15 protein-coding genes and 1 other RNA gene are annotated in these 16,254 nt (G+C 64.2%); 7 read left to right on the plus strand and 9 right to left on the minus strand.

Going from position 1 to position 16,254, the window contains the following annotated elements; genetic code table 11:
- Positions 1 to 155 precede the first annotated feature (155 nt).
- The 3 genes from zipA (at position 156) to ffs (ending at position 3,844) form a co-directional block, all read left to right on the plus strand.
- Positions 156 to 1,040 carry a cell division protein ZipA gene (gene zipA, locus ACLEJU_RS16755; RefSeq protein ID WP_435425288.1) on the plus strand — a complete coding sequence of 295 codons (885 nt, stop codon included), beginning with the start codon at positions 156 to 158 and terminating at the stop codon, positions 1,038 to 1,040.
- Positions 1,041 to 1,140: 100 nt separating this feature from the next.
- On the plus strand, positions 1,141 to 3,471 hold the full coding sequence (ligA, locus tag ACLEJU_RS16760; RefSeq protein ID WP_435425289.1) for an NAD-dependent DNA ligase LigA: 2,331 nt from the start codon (positions 1,141 to 1,143) through the stop codon (positions 3,469 to 3,471).
- 276 nt (positions 3,472 to 3,747) lie between these two features.
- An RNA gene (gene ffs, locus ACLEJU_RS16765) (signal recognition particle sRNA small type) lies at positions 3,748 to 3,844 on the plus strand.
- A 73-nt stretch (positions 3,845 to 3,917) separates the two neighbouring features.
- On the opposite strand, the gene ACLEJU_RS16770 is transcribed toward ffs, so the two are convergent.
- On the minus strand, positions 3,918 to 4,160 hold the full coding sequence (locus tag ACLEJU_RS16770) for a hypothetical protein (protein WP_435425290.1): 243 nt from the start codon (positions 4,158 to 4,160) through the stop codon (positions 3,918 to 3,920).
- Between the two features lie 456 nt (positions 4,161 to 4,616).
- On the opposite strand from ACLEJU_RS16770, the gene ACLEJU_RS16775 reads away from it, so the two are divergent.
- Positions 4,617 to 4,886 carry a hypothetical protein gene (locus ACLEJU_RS16775; protein ID WP_435425291.1) on the plus strand — a complete coding sequence of 90 codons (270 nt, stop codon included), beginning with the start codon at positions 4,617 to 4,619 and terminating at the stop codon, positions 4,884 to 4,886.
- 99 nt (positions 4,887 to 4,985) lie between these two features.
- On the opposite strand, the gene ACLEJU_RS16780 is transcribed toward ACLEJU_RS16775, so the two are convergent.
- Entirely contained in the window at positions 4,986 to 5,753 is a 768-nt protein-coding gene (locus ACLEJU_RS16780) for a substrate-binding periplasmic protein (RefSeq protein ID WP_435425292.1), read from the minus strand.
- Positions 5,754 to 5,876: 123 nt separating this feature from the next.
- Between ACLEJU_RS16780 and dnaX the strand changes: the two genes are divergently transcribed.
- From dnaX to recR, 3 genes are all read left to right on the plus strand, one after another.
- Positions 5,877 to 7,940 carry a DNA polymerase III subunit gamma/tau gene (gene dnaX / locus ACLEJU_RS16785; RefSeq protein WP_435425293.1) on the plus strand — a complete coding sequence of 688 codons (2,064 nt, stop codon included), beginning with the start codon at positions 5,877 to 5,879 and terminating at the stop codon, positions 7,938 to 7,940.
- Between the two features lie 63 nt (positions 7,941 to 8,003).
- Positions 8,004 to 8,339 carry a YbaB/EbfC family nucleoid-associated protein gene (locus ACLEJU_RS16790; RefSeq protein WP_027921266.1) on the plus strand — a complete coding sequence of 112 codons (336 nt, stop codon included), beginning with the start codon at positions 8,004 to 8,006 and terminating at the stop codon, positions 8,337 to 8,339.
- 147 nt (positions 8,340 to 8,486) lie between these two features.
- A complete protein-coding gene (recR, locus tag ACLEJU_RS16795; protein ID WP_054884114.1) occupies positions 8,487 to 9,089 on the plus strand; it encodes a recombination mediator RecR in 603 nt (200 codons plus the stop codon).
- Positions 9,090 to 9,205: 116 nt separating this feature from the next.
- Here the strand turns inward: recR and ACLEJU_RS16800 are convergent, their stop codons facing one another.
- The 7 genes from ACLEJU_RS16800 to ACLEJU_RS16830 all read right to left on the minus strand — a co-directional run bounded on the left by ACLEJU_RS16800 (position 9,206) and on the right by ACLEJU_RS16830 (position 16,242).
- A complete protein-coding gene (locus tag ACLEJU_RS16800; RefSeq protein ID WP_054573138.1) occupies positions 9,206 to 9,754 on the minus strand; it encodes an adenine phosphoribosyltransferase in 549 nt (182 codons plus the stop codon).
- A 55-nt stretch (positions 9,755 to 9,809) separates the two neighbouring features.
- Positions 9,810 to 10,544, minus strand: coding sequence for a Crp/Fnr family transcriptional regulator FnrA (gene fnrA, locus ACLEJU_RS16805; RefSeq protein WP_110636726.1), 735 nt, complete (start codon positions 10,542 to 10,544; stop codon positions 9,810 to 9,812).
- A 185-nt stretch (positions 10,545 to 10,729) separates the two neighbouring features.
- Positions 10,730 to 12,112, minus strand: a complete 1,383-nt coding sequence (gene hemN, locus ACLEJU_RS16810; protein WP_435425623.1) for an oxygen-independent coproporphyrinogen III oxidase — start codon at positions 12,110 to 12,112, stop codon at positions 10,730 to 10,732.
- A 115-nt stretch (positions 12,113 to 12,227) separates the two neighbouring features.
- On the minus strand, positions 12,228 to 12,911 hold the full coding sequence (locus ACLEJU_RS16815) for a sulfite exporter TauE/SafE family protein (protein ID WP_435425624.1): 684 nt from the start codon (positions 12,909 to 12,911) through the stop codon (positions 12,228 to 12,230).
- A complete protein-coding gene (ccoS, locus tag ACLEJU_RS16820) occupies positions 12,904 to 13,119 on the minus strand; it encodes a cbb3-type cytochrome oxidase assembly protein CcoS (protein WP_435425625.1) in 216 nt (71 codons plus the stop codon). The genes ACLEJU_RS16815 and ccoS overlap by 8 nt, the downstream gene beginning before the upstream one ends.
- Complete coding sequence (locus tag ACLEJU_RS16825; RefSeq protein WP_435425626.1) at positions 13,101 to 15,572, minus strand: heavy metal translocating P-type ATPase; 2,472 nt, start codon at positions 15,570 to 15,572, stop codon at positions 13,101 to 13,103. The genes ccoS and ACLEJU_RS16825 overlap by 19 nt, the downstream gene beginning before the upstream one ends.
- A 139-nt stretch (positions 15,573 to 15,711) precedes the next feature.
- Positions 15,712 to 16,242 carry a FixH family protein gene (locus ACLEJU_RS16830; protein ID WP_435423627.1) on the minus strand — a complete coding sequence of 177 codons (531 nt, stop codon included), beginning with the start codon at positions 16,240 to 16,242 and terminating at the stop codon, positions 15,712 to 15,714.
- Positions 16,243 to 16,254 lie beyond the last annotated feature (12 nt).

Raw genomic sequence — 16,254 nt, forward strand, 5'->3', positions numbered from 1 at the left:
ACAGACGGTGTAAAGTTGTCTTTGGTCGTGCTAGCTTAATGTCACTCGTTTTTTGCGTGGGTAAAACGCCTGTCAGAACATAGAGTTGGCGCCACGTGTTAAAGGGCTTTGAACCCTTTGTTTTCAAGCATATTTTTATAGAGGCACGGGATTACATGGAAATCGGTCTGCGCGAGTGGCTGATCGTCATCGGCGTCATTGTCATCGCCGGTATTCTTTTCGACGGCTGGCGCCGCATGCGCGGCGGAAAAGGCAAGCTGAAATTCCGTCTGGATCGCAGTTATTCCAACCTGCCGGACGAGGAGGGCAGCGCTGAAGTGCTCGGCCCGTCGCGGGTACTGGATACCCAGAAGGAGCCTGAACTGGACGAGGCCGACCTGCCGTCGCTCAGTGCACCGGCGCGCGAACGTGAGCGCGAGCCGAAGCCGGCCAAGGCCAGCAAACGCGGCAAGCGCGCGGCAGAGGCGCAGCAGCAGGGCGACCTGAACCTGGCCGCCGAGCCGCGTGAGCCCGACCTGTTCGCCGATGCCGACGAAGATTTCGCCGCCGACAACACCCGCAACAGCGGCTTTGCTGCCACCGGTAACGCTACCAAGGAGTTGCCACCGGTCGAGGAAGTGCTGGTGATCAGCGTGATTTCCCGTGACGAAGGCGGCTTCAAGGGCCCGGCCCTGCTGCAGAACATCCTCGAAAGCGGCCTGCGTTTCGGCGAGATGGACATCTTCCACCGCCACGAAAGCATGGCCGGTCACGGTGAAGTGCTGTTCTCCATGGCCAACGCGGTCAAGCCGGGCATCTTCGACCTGGACGACATCGACCACTTCAGCACCCGTGCCGTGAGCTTCTTCCTCGGCCTGCCAGGCCCACGTCATCCGAAGCAGGCCTTCGATGTGATGGTGGCGGCAGCGCGCAAGCTGGCCCACGAGCTCAATGGCGAACTGAAGGACGACCAGCGCAGCGTGCTGACCGCCCAGACCATCGAGCACTACCGCCAGCGCATCGTCGAGTTCGAGCGCCGTGCGCTGACCCAGAAGCGCTGATGTGCCCAAGTGGGCGGACCTGGCCTTGGTCTCGCCCACCCTGTTTCAAGCGCAAGAGCAGCCCTGGGCTGCTCTTTTGCTTTGCAAGAGAACCTGAAAAATGACCGCCGAAACCCGAATCCACGCACTGCGCGCCGAACTCGATCAGCACAACTACCGCTACTACGTGCTCGACGAGCCGAGCGTGCCCGATGCCGAATACGACCGCCTGTTCAATGAACTCAAGGCGCTCGAAGCCGAGCACCCGCACCTGGTCACCCCCGACTCGCCCACCCAGCGTGTTGGCGGCGCTGCCCTGGCAGCCTTCAGCCAGGTGCGTCATGAGGTGCCCATGCTCAGCCTGGGCAACGCCTTCGAGGAGGCCGACCTGCGCGAGTTCGGCCGCCGGGTGGTCGAGGGGCTCGACCAGCCTGGCGCGGTGGATTTCAGTTGCGAGCCGAAGCTCGATGGCCTGGCGGTGAGCCTGCTGTACCGTGACGGCCAGTTGGTGCAGGGTGCTACCCGTGGCGACGGCACCACCGGCGAGGACATCAGTGCCAACGTGCGCACCGTGCGCAACATCCCGCTGAAGCTGCAGGGCGAGGGCTGGCCCGCCGTGCTCGAAGTGCGCGGCGAGGTGTACATGAGCAAGGCCGGTTTCGACCGCCTCAATGCTGCCCAGGCTGAAGCGGGCGGCAAGACCTTCGCCAACCCGCGCAACGCCGCTGCCGGCAGCCTGCGCCAACTGGACTCGAAGATCACTGCCAGCCGCCCGCTGGAATTCTGCTGCTACGGCGTCGGGCAGGTTTCCGAGAGCATCGGCGAAAGCCACATCGGCATCCTTGAGCAGCTCAAGCAGTGGGGGCTGCCGATCAGCCGTGAACTCAGGCATGCGGCCGGTATTGAAGAGTGCCTGGCCTATTACCGCGACATTGGCGAGCGGCGCAACAGCCTGCCGTATGAAATCGACGGCGTGGTATTCAAGGTCAACAGCCTGGCTGCCCAGCGCGAGCTGGGTTTCCGCGCGCGCGAGCCACGCTGGGCCATCGCCCACAAGTTCCCGGCCATGGAAGAGCTCACCGAAGTGCTGGACGTGGAATTCCAGGTCGGCCGTACCGGCGCGGTCACGCCCGTGGCGCGCCTGAAACCGGTCAAGGTAGCCGGTGTGACGGTGTCCAACGCCACCCTGCACAACATGGACGAAATTGCCCGGCTGGGGCTGCGCATCGGGGATACGGTGATCATCCGCCGTGCCGGTGACGTGATCCCGCAGGTCATGCAGGTGGTGCTTGAGCGCCGTCCCGACGATGCGCGCCCGGTACAGGTGCCGAGCGAATGCCCGGTCTGTGGCTCGCAGGTCGAGCGCACCCAGTTGGTCAAGCGCAGCAAGGGCAAGGAAACCACCAGTGAAGGTGCGGTGTACCGCTGCGTCGGCCGCCTGGCCTGCGCCGCCCAGCTCAAGCAGGCGATCATTCATTACGTCTCCCGCCGTGCCATGGACATCGATGGCCTGGGCGAGAAAAGCGTCGAGCAGCTGGTGGATGAAGGGCTGATCAGCTCGCCGGCAGACCTGTACAAGCTGGAATTCGATCAGATCGTCGGCCTGGAGGGCTTTGCCGAGGTCTCCAGCAAGAAGCTGCTGGACGCCATCGAAGCCAGCAAGCGCCCGAGCCTGGCGCGCTTCATCTACGCCTTGGGCATTCCGGATGTCGGCGAGGAGACCGCCAAGGTCCTGGCCCGCTCGCTGGGCAGCCTTGCCCGCGTGCAGCAGGCGCTGCCGCAGGTGCTGACCTATCTTCCGGACATCGGCCTGGAAGTTGCCCACGAGATCCACAACTTCTTCGAGGACGAACACAACCGCAAGGTCATCGAGCAGTTGCTGGCCTGCGGCATGCAACTGCAGGATGAAGGCGAGCTGGCTGCCGAGTTCGCCGCCAGCACGACCCTTGCCGGCATGATCGCCAAGCTGGACATCGCCTCGGTCGGCCCGACCGGCGCCGAGAAGCTGGTCGCCAAGCTCGATAGCCTGGACAAGATCATCGCGGCTGACGGCATCGACCTGCGCCAGGCCCTGGCGGCGAAACAGGCCGAAGCGGTGCGCGAGTTCTTCAAGGATGAGGCCAACCAGAAGCTGGCCCGTGATATCGAGGCCCAGCTGTTGGCCTTCGGCATGCACTGGAGCAGCGAGAAGAAGGTGGCCGAAGGCCTGCCGCTGGCTGGCCAGACGTGGGTGCTGACAGGGTCCCTGGAACGCTTCAGTCGCGACATCGCCAAGGAGAAGCTGGAAGGGCTGGGTGCCAAGGTGGCCGGTTCGGTGTCTGGCAAGACCCACTGCGTGGTGGCTGGCCCTGGTGCGGGTTCCAAGCTGGCCAAGGCCAGTGAGCTTGGGGTGAAGGTGCTGGATGAAGAGGCCTTTGTAACCTTCCTGGCAGAGCATGGCATCACTGTCTGACGTTCTGCGGTCCCTGTAGGAGCGGCCTTGTGTCGCGAAAGGGCTGCAAAGCAGCCCCGGCATTTCCGAAGTGTTCTGAAGATCTGGGGCCGCTTCGCGCCCCCTTTCGCGACACAAGGCCGCTCCTACACGAATCCTGTGCCAACCCTGCGTTAACCGCAATCCAGTCAAGTCATTGAGAAATGATGACTTTTTCTCGCCCTAGAGGTTGTATCTTCGCCCCAGACCGGTACAATGGCGCGGCTCGCTGCTTGGCGAGCCGCGTAGTGGTGGCCCCATCGGTCCCCCCGCATTGATTACCCGTTAACCTGGTCAGGCCCGGAAGGGAGCAGCCATAGCGGGAACATCGAGTGCCGGGGTGTGGCTGGTGGGGCCGCCTCCATTTCCGGGGTCGGAAAATTGCATTCGGCCCGGCTTTCAGATTCGTCCCCCTCTGTATCACTTGGCTACAGGTGTCGCATGATCAGCGTGCCGACAACTATCACAACCAAAGTGAATCCCGCTCCCAGACCAAGAGGCACCAGCGCTTGCCAGGGAGACTCGTTCCTGATTCTGCGCATTTCCTCTTCCAGTTCCTCAAGGTCAAGATGAAATTGCTCGCGGATTTCCTCAATGGCCTCAGCTCTGAGTTTGTGGTTTTCGATCAGCAGTCTGTCGAGGTCCAGGTTGTCACGCTCGTCCTGACGCATGAGGCTTCCTTGTTCGATAGTGAGCGCGCCTGTACAGCTATTTTGTTCTGTTTCCTTTCTTAGGGAAATCGTTCGCTTCGGATGTTGTTGTAGTCTCGGTGGCTTTGATTTTTCCGATATTTCAAGGGCTGCAGCGTGTGCCTGGAATTCTCCTTGGCTAAAAAGAGAAATCTCCTACACGCATTCATTTGCTGAAGAATTATCCTACGCAACCTGTTGCCACCCGTCTGATTGTCCCTGGGAAGCCTGCCCTTTAGCATTTTCTGGTCGCTGTCGGTTCAGCGATCGGGTGTGGAAGCCCAGCAAGTACACTGGCGGTTGTCGTTATGGCAGCTGTGCGCGGGAGGTATTCGTACCTGCCGGGTTTGCCGTGTACCTGGTCTTCCACCCCGTGTACAGCTGCCACCCTTATGCGTGGAAGCAAGAGGAGCGCAGCACAATCAACACGGAGCTGTTATGAAAAAGATTGTCCCTGATCCACCCCTTGACCTCGATCCACAGCCAGGCAAGGTCCTGTCGCGCGCCATCAGCGAGGGCATTGTCCCGATGGAATATGTGTTGATGAATGTTTCCCATTATTTGATGTTCGCCTACAGCGATAGCCGCCGGGCGCTTGAACGGATCGAGGATGAGGAGACGCGGCAGTTGCTCCAGCATGGGCTGCGAGCGATGCAGATTGCCTGTGGGCAGGCGGATGCGCTGGTGGCGGCTATGGAAAGGCAGTGATCGCGTGAGGGCTGGCAGGTGCCTGGCAGGTAATTGCGTCAGGGCCTCCAGGTGCCCAGATGCTCTATACAGGCAGGCGTCCAGCGGTCCGGGCTAAACTCAACGCTGGACCGCCGAAATCTCCCCTGAATACGCTGTCGCCCCATACCGCCGCACAATCCGCTCAATCTCCCCCGATTCCTTCATTCGCACCAATGCCCGCAAAACCCCCTGGGTCGGTATCGCCGGGTCATTCCTCACCATGCACCCCAGCGCCTGTTCCTCCAGCACCGCCTGCACCTGCAGCCGCTGCTCGGCGGGCAAGCTCTGGTTGAACCACTGCAATGACAGCTCATTGCTCACCGCATGCCGATACCGCCCGATCTGCAGCTTCTGCAGCGCCAGTTGCTGGCTGCGGCTGTCCTCGCGCAGCAGGCGCCTCTGGGCAAACAGCGGCTCCAGCGTGCCGTAGGCATACCCCAGCACCGTGCCGATCGCCTGGGGTGGCAGTTGTTCGGGGCGAGCAGGGGTGGCGTCGCCCGGTCGCCCGACCAACACGTCGCGCTGCAGAATCAACGGAATGCTCCAGACGAAATTCCCCGGCCGATCATTGAACCACTGGCTGCTCACATAGCAGCGCACATCGATGTCACCCGCATCCATCGCCTGTTGCAGGCGCAGGCGGGCCATCACGTGATACTCCGGGCGCACGCCGGCCTCCCGGGCCAGTGCCTGGATCAGGTCGAATACCAGGCCCTCCACCGGCTGGCCGCCTTCGACCCGCACCAGCGGCATGCTCCAGCTCTCGGCCACGGAAAAGCGCAGCACCGGGAGGTCCGCCAGGCTGTGGGTGGTCCAGAGCAATAGCAGGGCCAGCAAACGTCGCAATGCACATCCTCCTTGAACAGCGCGCCAGTTGCTTAGCTTAGACGAGCCGTGCAGGGTGCAATTTTGCCCCCGCTCCGCTAGCATTAGCGATCTTCCGCTCGATCAGGCTGCGATGGTTTTTCGATGAGTTATCAGGTTCTTGCACGTAAATGGCGTCCGCGCTCGTTCCGCGAAATGGTCGGCCAGACCCATGTGCTCAAGGCCTTGATCAATGCCTTGGACAACCAGCGCCTGCACCACGCCTACCTGTTCACAGGTACCCGGGGTGTGGGCAAGACTACCATTGCGCGGATCATCGCCAAATGCCTCAACTGCGAGACCGGCATCACGTCCACGCCCTGTGGCACCTGTTCGGTGTGCCGGGAGATCGACGAGGGTCGCTTCGTCGACCTGATCGAGATCGACGCCGCGAGCCGCACCAAGGTCGAAGACACCCGCGAACTGCTCGATAACGTGCAGTACGCGCCGAGCCGTGGGCGCTTCAAGGTCTACCTGATCGACGAAGTGCACATGCTCTCCACCCACTCGTTCAACGCCTTGCTCAAGACGCTGGAAGAGCCGCCGCCCTACGTCAAGTTCATCCTTGCCACCACCGACCCGCAGAAGCTGCCGGCCACCATCCTGTCGCGCTGCCTGCAGTTCTCGCTGAAGAACATGAGCCCGGAGCGGGTGGTCGAGCACCTGAGCCACGTGCTGCAGGCCGAGAACGTGCCGTTCGAGTCGGATGCCTTGTGGCTGCTCGGCCGTGCGGCCGACGGTTCAATGCGAGACGCCATGAGCCTGACCGACCAGGCCATCGCCTTTGGCGAGGGCAAGGTATTGGCCGCCGATGTGCGCGCCATGCTCGGCAGCCTCGATCATGGCCAGGTCTATGGCGTGCTGCAGGCGCTGCTCGAAGGTGATGCGCGGGCGCTGCTCGAAGCCGTGCGCAACCTGGCCGAACAGGGGCCGGACTGGAGCGGCGTGCTGGCCGAAATGCTCAATGTGCTGCACCGCGTGGCCATTGCCCAGGCGCTGCCCGAGGCAGTTGACAACGGCCAGGGTGATCGCGACCGGGTGCTGGCGCTGGCCTCGGCGTTGCCGGCCGAAGATGTGCAGTTCTACTACCAGATGGGCCTGATCGGGCGCCGCGACCTGCCGTTGGCGCCGGACCCGCGGGGCGGTTTCGAAATGGTCCTGCTGCGCATGCTGGCCTTCCGCCCGGCAGATACCGACGATGCGCCGAAACCAGTGCTAAAGCCAGTGGGGATCAGCCAGGCCACAGCTGATCCGGCAACCCCGGTGGCAGCGCCAGCCGTTGTTGACGAGGCGCCTGCCGTTGAGCCGCCGCAGCCTGCACCCGTGGCGCCGGCCCCGCAGGCTGAGGCCGCACCGGTTGTGGCGCCGGCGCCTGAGCCAGAGCCTGAACCCGAAGTTGCCGCGCCTGAGCCGGTGGTGGTAGAGGAGGTCATCGACCTCCCCTGGGAGGAGCCTGCTGCGGCGCCCACGCCCACGCCAACGCCAACGCCTGCGCCCGGGCCCGAGCCAGCACCCGCTCCGGCCCCGGCTCCGGTTGCAGCCTCGCAGAGCGCCCAGCCTGCCTACGACGAGCCGCCCTTCGACCCGTCCGCCTACGCTTCGGCTGGCATGGATCGCGACGATGAGCCGCCCATGGATGAGGACTACTACGGTGGCGAAAGCGACCCGGTAGGCTTCAGCTACCTCGACGAGCTGGCCGAACACGTTCAGGAGGAAGCACCTGCCGCCGCCCCCGAGCCAATGCCGGCTGCCCAGCCCGCGACTGGCCTGGCCCTGCAATGGCTGGAATTATTCCCACAGTTGCCTGTATCCGGCATGACAGGCAACATCGCTGCAAACTGTACGCTGATGGCCGCCGACGGCGACGACTGGCTGCTGCACCTGGACCCAGGCCAAGGCGCGCTGTTCAATACCACCCAGCAACGCCGGCTGAACGAGGCGCTCAACCAGCACCTGGGGCGCACCCTGAACCTGCGGATCGAGCTGATTCGCCCCGAGCAGGAGACCCCGGCCCAGGCAGCCTCACGCAAGCGTGCCGAGCGCCAGCAGGATGCCGTGCTGTCGATCGAGCAGGATCCGTTGATCCAGCAGATGATCAAGCAGTTCGGTGCCACGGTGCGACAGGATACTATTGAGCCTGTAGAAGCCCTGGCCAGCCAGGGCCAGTAATCGATAACCATGCGGCCGGCCCCTCGCCGGGCCGCATCACATGACCCAATCGAGGTATACCCCATGATGAAAGGTGGCATGGCCGGCCTGATGAAGCAGGCCCAGCAGATGCAGGAAAAGATGCAGAAGATGCAGGAAGAGCTGGCCAACGCCGAAGTCACCGGCCAATCCGGTGGCGGCCTGGTGAGCGTGGTGATGACCGGTCGTCACGACGTCAAGCGCGTCAGCATCGACCAGAGCCTGATGTCGACCGATGAAGACGACAAGGAAGTGCTGGAAGACCTGATCGCCGCTGCGCTGAACGACGCCGTGCGCAAGATCGAGCAGAACAGCCAGGACAAGATGGGCAACATGACCGCTGGCATGCAATTGCCGCCGGGCTTCAAGATGCCGTTCTAAGGCATCGCGTTGCACAGAGCCGCCGCGGGGTAACCGCGGCGGCTTTTTTTTGCCTGTGCAAATGGCCCGCTCACAGGGTCTACTGATTTGACGCCCATGCCTGCGCTGGGTATAAACCGCCTCTCATTGATTTATCAGGCATTTCCCATGAGCTTCAGCCCCCTGATCCGCCAACTGATCGACGCCCTGCGCACCCTCCCGGGCGTCGGCCAGAAAACCGCCCAGCGCATGGCCCTGCAGCTGCTTGAGCGTGACCGCAGCGGCGGCCTGCGCCTGGCCCAGGCGTTGAGCCAGGCCATGGAAGGGGTAGGGCACTGCCGCCAGTGCCGGACCCTGACTGAGCAGGAGCTATGCCCGCAGTGCAGCGACCCGCGCCGTGACGACACGCAGCTGTGCGTGGTGGAAGGGCCGATGGATGTGTATGCGGTGGAGCAGACTGGCTATCGTGGGCGTTACTTCGTGCTCAAGGGGCATTTGTCGCCGCTCGATGGCCTGGGGCCTGAGGCGATAGGAGTGCCGCAGCTGATGGCGCGGATCGAAGAGCAGGGCAGCTTTACCGAGGTGATCCTGGCGACCAACCCGACCGTGGAGGGTGAGGCGACGGCGCATTACATTGCCCAGTTGCTGAACGAGAAGGGGCTGGTGGCGTCGCGGATTGCCCATGGTGTGCCGCTGGGCGGGGAGCTGGAGCTGGTTGACGGTGGCACCCTGGCCCATGCCTTCGCCGGGCGTAAGCCGATCTCGCTGTAAATCGCTGGGGCTGCTTTGCAGCCCTTTCGCGACACAAGGCCGCTCCTGCAGGAAACGTGATCCCCTGTAGGAGCGGCCTTGTGTCGCGAAAGGGGCGCAAAACGCCCCCCGAAGACTCAGTATTCGCTCAGGGAAAACTCGGTCAGGCAGAAGGTCGGCACCCCAGCGGCCTGCAGCCGGCGCGAGCCCTCCAGCTCTGGCAGGTCGATGATCGCCGCCGCCTCGAACACCTGCGCCCCGGTGCGGCGCACCAGGTTAGCGGCAGCCAGCAGGGTGCCGCCGGTGGCAATCAGGTCATCGAAGATCAGCACCGAATCGCCTTCGCACAGGCTGTCGGCATGCACTTCCAGGAAGGCTTCGCCGTATTCGGTCTGGTAGCCCTCGCTCAAGACGTCAGCCGGCAGCTTGCCCTGCTTGCGGAACAGGATCAGCGGCTTGTTCAGCTGGTGGGCGATGATCGAGCCGATCAGGAAGCCACGCGCATCCATGGCGCCGATGTGGCTGAACTCAGCCTCGACGTAACGCTCGATGAACTGGTCGGCCACGTAGCGCAGCCCGCGCGGCGACTGGAACAGCGGGGTGATGTCGCGGAAGATCACGCCGGGCTTGGGGAAGTCCACTACCGGGCGGATCAGGGCTTTGAGGTCGAAGGCGTCGCTGTGCATTGTTGCGGGTATCCTGGGAAAACGAATGCCCAAGTATACCCGCTAAACGCCGGCCTCAGGCCTCGATTGCACCACCGGCCAGCGCGCACAGCTGGATCGGGTCGAGGATGTGCACTTCCTTGCCTTCGGCGCGGATCAGGCCGTTCTGCTGGAAGCGGGTGAACACCCGCGACACGGTTTCCACCGCCAGCCCCAGGTAGTTGCCGATCTCGTTGCGCGACATGCTCAGGCGGAACTGGTTGGCCGAGTAGCCGCGGGCGCGGAAGCGGGCGGACAGGTTGACCAGGAAGGTGGCGATGCGTTCGTCGGCGGTTTTCTTCGACAACAGCAGCATCATCTGCTGGTCGTCGCGAATTTCACGGCTCATCACCCGCATCAGCTGGCGACGCAGCTGTGGCAGTTGAACGGAGAGCTCATCGAGGCGCTCGAAGGGGATTTCACAGACCGAGGTGGTTTCCTGGGCCTGGGCCGACACCGGGTAGGCCTCGGTGTCCATGCCAGACAGGCCGACCAGCTCGCTGGGCAGATGGAAGCCGGTGATCTGTTCTTCGCCGCCGTCGCTCAGGCTGAAGGTCTTGAGGGCGCCAGAACGTACGGCGTAAACCGAGCCAAAATTGTCACCCTGGCGGAACAGGAACTCGCCTTTTTTCAGCGGGCGTCCGCGTTTGACGATTTCATCCAGTGCATCCATGTCTTCCAGGTTGAGCGAAAGAGGCAGGCACAGGGGGGCCAGGCTGCAGTCCTTGCAATGGGCCTGGTTGTGAGCGCGCAGTTTGACTGGCTCGGACATTTGAATCATTCCTTGTGGGAAAGCACACATAGGTCGTAAGGGTAACTCACGACCGAGGGTGTAGGCCAGTCTGCGCTACTTTGAAGCGAACTGGCGAAAACCCGGCAGGAAAATGCCGGGAGTCCTTGTCAGCCCATAGTGTGCCTGCCCAGGGAGCTTGTCCATGTGGTGGATTGACTCCGCAATCAGATCACCCGCGAGAAGCGCTGGCGGTTTTGCATCGCCAGGTAGGCGTCGAACACCATGCACACCGAGCGCGCCAGCAGGCGCCCAGCCGGCAGGATGCGGATGCCCTTGTCGTCCAGGCTGATCAGGCCATCGCGCTGCATGGTCTGCAGTTCTGGCCAAAGATCGTTGAAATAGCCGCGAAAATCGACGGTGAAGGCCGCTTCGATCGGCTCGAAGTCCAGTTCGAAATGGCAGATCAGCTGCTGGATCACGGCCCGCCGCAGGCGGTCGTCGTGGTTGCAGACCAGCCCGCGCTGGGTTGCCAGCTGGGCGTTGGACAGGCTGTCCTGGTAGGTGTTGAGGTCGCTGCTGTTCTGGCAGTACAAATCGCCGATCTGGCTGATTGCCGATACCCCAAGGCCGATCAGGTCGCAATGACCGTGGGTGGTGTACCCCTGGAAATTGCGCTGCAGGGTGCCTTCCTCCTGGGCGATGGCCAGTTCGTCGTCGGGCAGGGCGAAGTGGTCCATGCCGATGTAGCGGTAGCCGGCGGTGGTCAGCTGTTGAATGGTGTTGTGCAGCATCTCGAGTTTCTCTGCCGGGGCCGGGAGGTCGTTGCTGTCGATGCGCCGCTGCGGCATGAAGCGCTCGGGCAGGTGGGCGTAGTTGAACACCGAGAGGCGGTCGGGTTGCAGGCGGATCACCTCGTCGACGGTGCGGGCGAAGCCTTCCACGGTCTGTTTCGGCAAGCCGTAGATCAGGTCGAGGTTGATCGAGCGGAACTGCAGGGTGCGGGCTGCCTCGATCAGGGTGCGGGTCTGCTCCAGGCTCTGCAGGCGGTTGACTGCACGCTGCACGGCCGGGTCGAGGTCCTGCACGCCGAGGCTGACGCGGTTGAAACCCAGTTCACGGAGCAGGCCCATGGTCGACCAGTCGGCTTCGCGCGGGTCGATTTCGATGCCGTAGTCGCCGGAATCGTCATCCGGCAGATTGAAGTGCTGGCGCAGGGTGGCCATCAGCTGGCGCAGTTCCACATGGCTAAGAAAGGTCGGCGTGCCACCGCCAAAATGCAGCTGCTCAACGCGCTGTTTAGGGTCCAGGTGGCAGGCGATCAGCTGGATTTCCTGCTCCAGGCGCTGCAGGTAAGGCGCAGCGCGGCCGCGGTCCTTGGTGATGACCTTGTTGCAGGCGCAGTAGTAGCAGATGTTGGCGCAGAACGGCACGTGCACGTACAGCGACAGCGGGCGCACGGCCCGGCGGCTCTCGCGCAGGGCGTGGAGCAGGTCGAACGAGCCTACCTCGCTGTGCAGTTGCACCGCGGTCGGGTAGGAGGTGTAGCGTGGGCCGGCGAGATCGTAGCGGCGGATCAGGTCGGCATCCCAACGTAGGTCGGCGAGCATGTGGGCGGTCCCCGGATGATGCAGCAGTGTCCGGAGTCTATGGCCGTCTGTAGGAAACTGTGTTGATTTGTATCAAGGCATACAGGGGCTGCGATGGGCCGTAAAGCGGCCCCCGTCAGTGGCCCATGAGCCAATGCTGGTGCGGGCCGGGCAAAGTCCAGATACCAAACAGGATCACCAGCACTCCGCCCGCCATGCGCACGCTGCGCCGCCTCAACAAGGCGTTTACCCGCTCCGCCGCGAGGCCGGTGGCCAGCAGGATCGGCCAGGTGCCCAACCCGAACGCCAGCATCAGCGCCGCGCTGTAGCTCGCATCGCCCTGGCTGGCCGCCCACAGCAAGGTGCTGTACACCAGGCCGCATGGCAGCCAGCCCCACAGCGCCCCCAACAGCAGCGCACGGGGCATGCTGGACACTGGCATCAGGCGCGAGGCGGCCGGCTGGATATGCCGCCACAACCCCCGGCCCAGGGCTTCGATGCGGGTCAGCCCGCTCCACCAGCCAGCCAGGTACAGGCCCATGGCGATCAGCAGCAACGCAGCCACCGCACGCAAGGCCATGGCCGCCGGGCTGCTGGCCAGCGCCCAGCCCGCCAGGCCCAGCAGCAGGCCGGCGCAGGCATAGCTGAGGATGCGCCCAAGGTTGTAGGCCATCAGCAGGCGCAGGCGCCGACCGCGTTGCTCGGGAGGGATGGCCAGGGTCAGCGCGCCCATCAGGCCGCCGCACATACCCAGGCAATGCCCGCCGCCGAGCAGGCCGAGCACCAGTGCCGAGCCGAGCAGCGGAAGCAGGTCAGGCACGGGGTGGTGTTTCCTTATCGTCTGGCGTTGCGCTTTCTTCGGGTTTGACGGCCGCCTGATGACGCGGGTCCTGATCATCGAACAGGATGCTGTGGGCCGGGCCGTCGAGGTCGTCGTACTGGCCGCTGTCCACTGCCCAGAAGAAGATGTACACGGCCACGCCAACCAACAGCAGGGCGGCAGGGATCATCACATAGAGGGCGGGCATGGCGACTTCCTTCCGTAAGCTGCTGTGTCGTTCGCGGGCAAGCCAACTGATGCAGGCAAGCGGGTTAGACGCAGGGCATTGAGCACCACGATCAGCGAGCTGACCGACATGCCGATGGCCGCCCATACCGGGGTGATCCAGCCTAGTGCGGCGAACGGCAACATGAGGCCATTATACAGGGTCGCCCAGAGCAAATTCTCGAGGATGATGCGGCGCGTGCGGCGGGCCAGGTCGAAGGCCTGTACCAGGGCCTGCAGGCGGTTGGACAGCAGCACCGCGTCGGCGCTGGTCTTGGCCAGGTCGGTGGCGCTGCCCATGGCGATGCTGATGTCGGCGGCGGCTAGCACGGGTACGTCGTTGACCCCATCGCCAAGCATCAACACCTTGCGCCCGGATGCCTGCAGTGTCTTGAGCCGGTCCAGCTTGTCGTCCGGGCGCAGGCCGCCGATGGCTTGGTCGATGCCCAGCTGCGCGGCCACCTCGGCGACCATCGGCGAGCTGTCGCCGGACAAAAGCAAGGTGCGCCATCCTCGCGCCTGGCAGGCAGCGAGTAGCGCCGGGGCATCCTCGCGCAATCGATCATCGAGGCCGAACCAGGCCAGTGGGCCATGGCGGTCGCCGAGCAGCAGCCACTGGCCGCGAGGTTCCGGAACGGTGGGGATTTCGGCACCACTCAGGGCGCAGACGAACGTGGCCTGGCCGATGCGTAGCGGCTGACCATCGACCCTGCCTTCAAGGCCGAGCCCCGGGACTGTCTGCACGTCGTCGGCGGGGCTGGCGGTGCGGCCAAAGGCGCGTGCAATCGGGTGCTCGGAGCGGTTCTCGAGGGCGGCGGCAAGGGCCAGGCAACGGTCGGCCGGCAGCGTCGCCAGTGGGCGGATGCTGCGCAGGGTCAGGCGGCCTTCGGTGAGGGTGCCGGTTTTGTCGAAGATCACCGTGTCGATCTGGTTGAGGCCTTCAAGCACATGGCCGCGGGTCACCAGCAGGCCGAGCTTGTGCAGGGTGCCGGTGGCGGCCGTGAGTGCGGTCGGGGTGGCCAGGGACAGGGCGCACGGGCAGGTCGCCACCAACATGGCCAGGACGATCCAGAAGGCCCGTGCAGGGTCCAGGTACCACCACCACACGCCGATAGCCACGGCGGCCAGCAGCGAGAACAGCAGGAAAAACTGTGAGGCGCGATCGGCGATTTCCGCCAGCCGGGGCTTCTCTGTCTGCGCGCGTTCGAGCAGGCGGACAATGGCGGACAGGCGCGAGTCATGGCCGAGGGCTTCGACTTCAACGTTCAATGTGCTCTCGACGTTCAACGTGCCGCCGGTGACACGCTCGCCGGCCCGCCGTGGTTGCGGCAGATACTCGCCCGTCAGCAGCGACTCGTCGATGCTGGAGCGCCCTTCGACGATGCGCCCGTCGGCCGGGATCACCGCGCCAGGCAGCACCTGTACGGTGTCGCCACGCTGCAGTTCGCCGAGCAGGATACGTTCGGTTTGCCCGTAGCTGTCCAGGCGCAGGCATGAGGCCGGCAGCAGGTTGACCAGCTGCGCGGTGGCTGCGGCCGTGCGCTCGCGGGCGCGGCGCTCAAGGTAGCGGCCGGTGAGCAGGAACAGGGCGAACATGCCGACGGTATCGAAGTACAGCTCGCCGCTGCCGGTCACGGCCGTCCAGATGCCCGCGCCGAAGGCCAGGCCGAAGGCCAGCGACACCGACACGTCCATGGTCAGGTGGCGGGTGCGCAGGTCGCGCGCGGCGCCCTTGAAGAAGGGTGCGCAACTGTAGAACACGATCGGAATGGTCAGGAACAGCGCAACCCATCGCAGGATCGTGTGCATCTCCGGAGACAGGTCGATGTTGAATTCCGGCCACGTGGCCATGGTCGCCATCATCGCCTGGAACCACAGCAGCCCGGCCACGCCCAGGCGGCGCAGGGCGCTGCGGTTCTCTTTGGCGAGCTGCTCGGCGGCCTGGTCGGGCTGATACGGGTGGGCGGCGTAGCCGATCTGCCGCAGTTCGGCGAGCACCCGGGACAGCGGCAGCTGCTGGTCGTCCCAGTTGAGCAGGAGGCGGTGGTTGGACAGGTTCAGGCGGGCTTCGCCGACGCTGGGCAGGTTGCGCAGGTGCTTTTCGATCAGCCAGCCGCAGGCGGCGCAGCTGATGCCTTCAACCAGCAAGGTCGCCTCGGAAAAGTCGCCGGCATGGCGCACAAAGCTCTGCTGCACGTCGCTGCGGTCGTACAGGGCCAGTTCGTCTTGAAGTTGTTTCGGCAGTGCCTCGGGGTTGGCGCTGCTGTCGCTGCGGTGCTGGTAGTAGTGCTCCAGGCCGCCGGCGACGATGGACTCGGCCACCGCCTGGCAGCCGGGGCAGCAGAACTGCCGGGGCTCGCCGAGGACCACGGCGGTGAAGCGGCTGCCGGCGGGGACGGGCAGGGCGCAGTGGTAGCAGGGGGTGGGTTGGGTCATAAGGCGAACACGGCTGGTGGGGCAGATGATATACCCTGTGGGAGCGGGCTTGCCCGCGAATGCGGTTGATCAGGCAATGATGTTTTCAGGTCTGGCGCATTCGCGGGCAAGCCCGCTCCCACAGGGAATGGTGATGTGGCTATTGCAGGTGTTCGGCGCCTTGGATGGCTTCGTCACCCAGTTGCAAAGTGGCCCCATGCTCGACCTTCTCTTCCTCGAACAACCGCCATACATGGTCATCCTGGCTGCCCAGCAATTCGACGAAACGCCGCCCGTCGACCTTGTCATCCAGCTGCCCGACATAACGCCCGGCCTCGACCCGGCTGAGCAGCACCTTGCGGTCCTTTTCCGGCTGGGTCGGCGAAATCAGGTTCAGCTCCAGGGTCTGCGGGTCGCTGTTGCCGTTCAGGCGCACGTCCACCTCGCCGGTCAGCTCATCCAGGTGCACGCTGGCCTTGAGGCTGAGGGTCTGGGCCAGCAGCTCACGGTCCAGCGAGCGATTGATGCCTTTGCCGGCCTCGTAGTAGTTGTCGTTGACCAGGTTGTCCGGGTTGTGCACGGCAATGCTGACCATGGTCAGGCTCAGGCACACCGAGGTGGTCAGGATGCCGATGATGATCCAGGGCCAGAGGTGCTTGTACCAGGGGCTGGCGGCGGTGGCGGCAGGCATTGTCAGGGTTCT

The organism is Pseudomonas sp. SMN11 (genome assembly GCF_052041945.1).
GTDB lineage: Bacteria > Pseudomonadota > Gammaproteobacteria > Pseudomonadales > Pseudomonadaceae > Aquipseudomonas.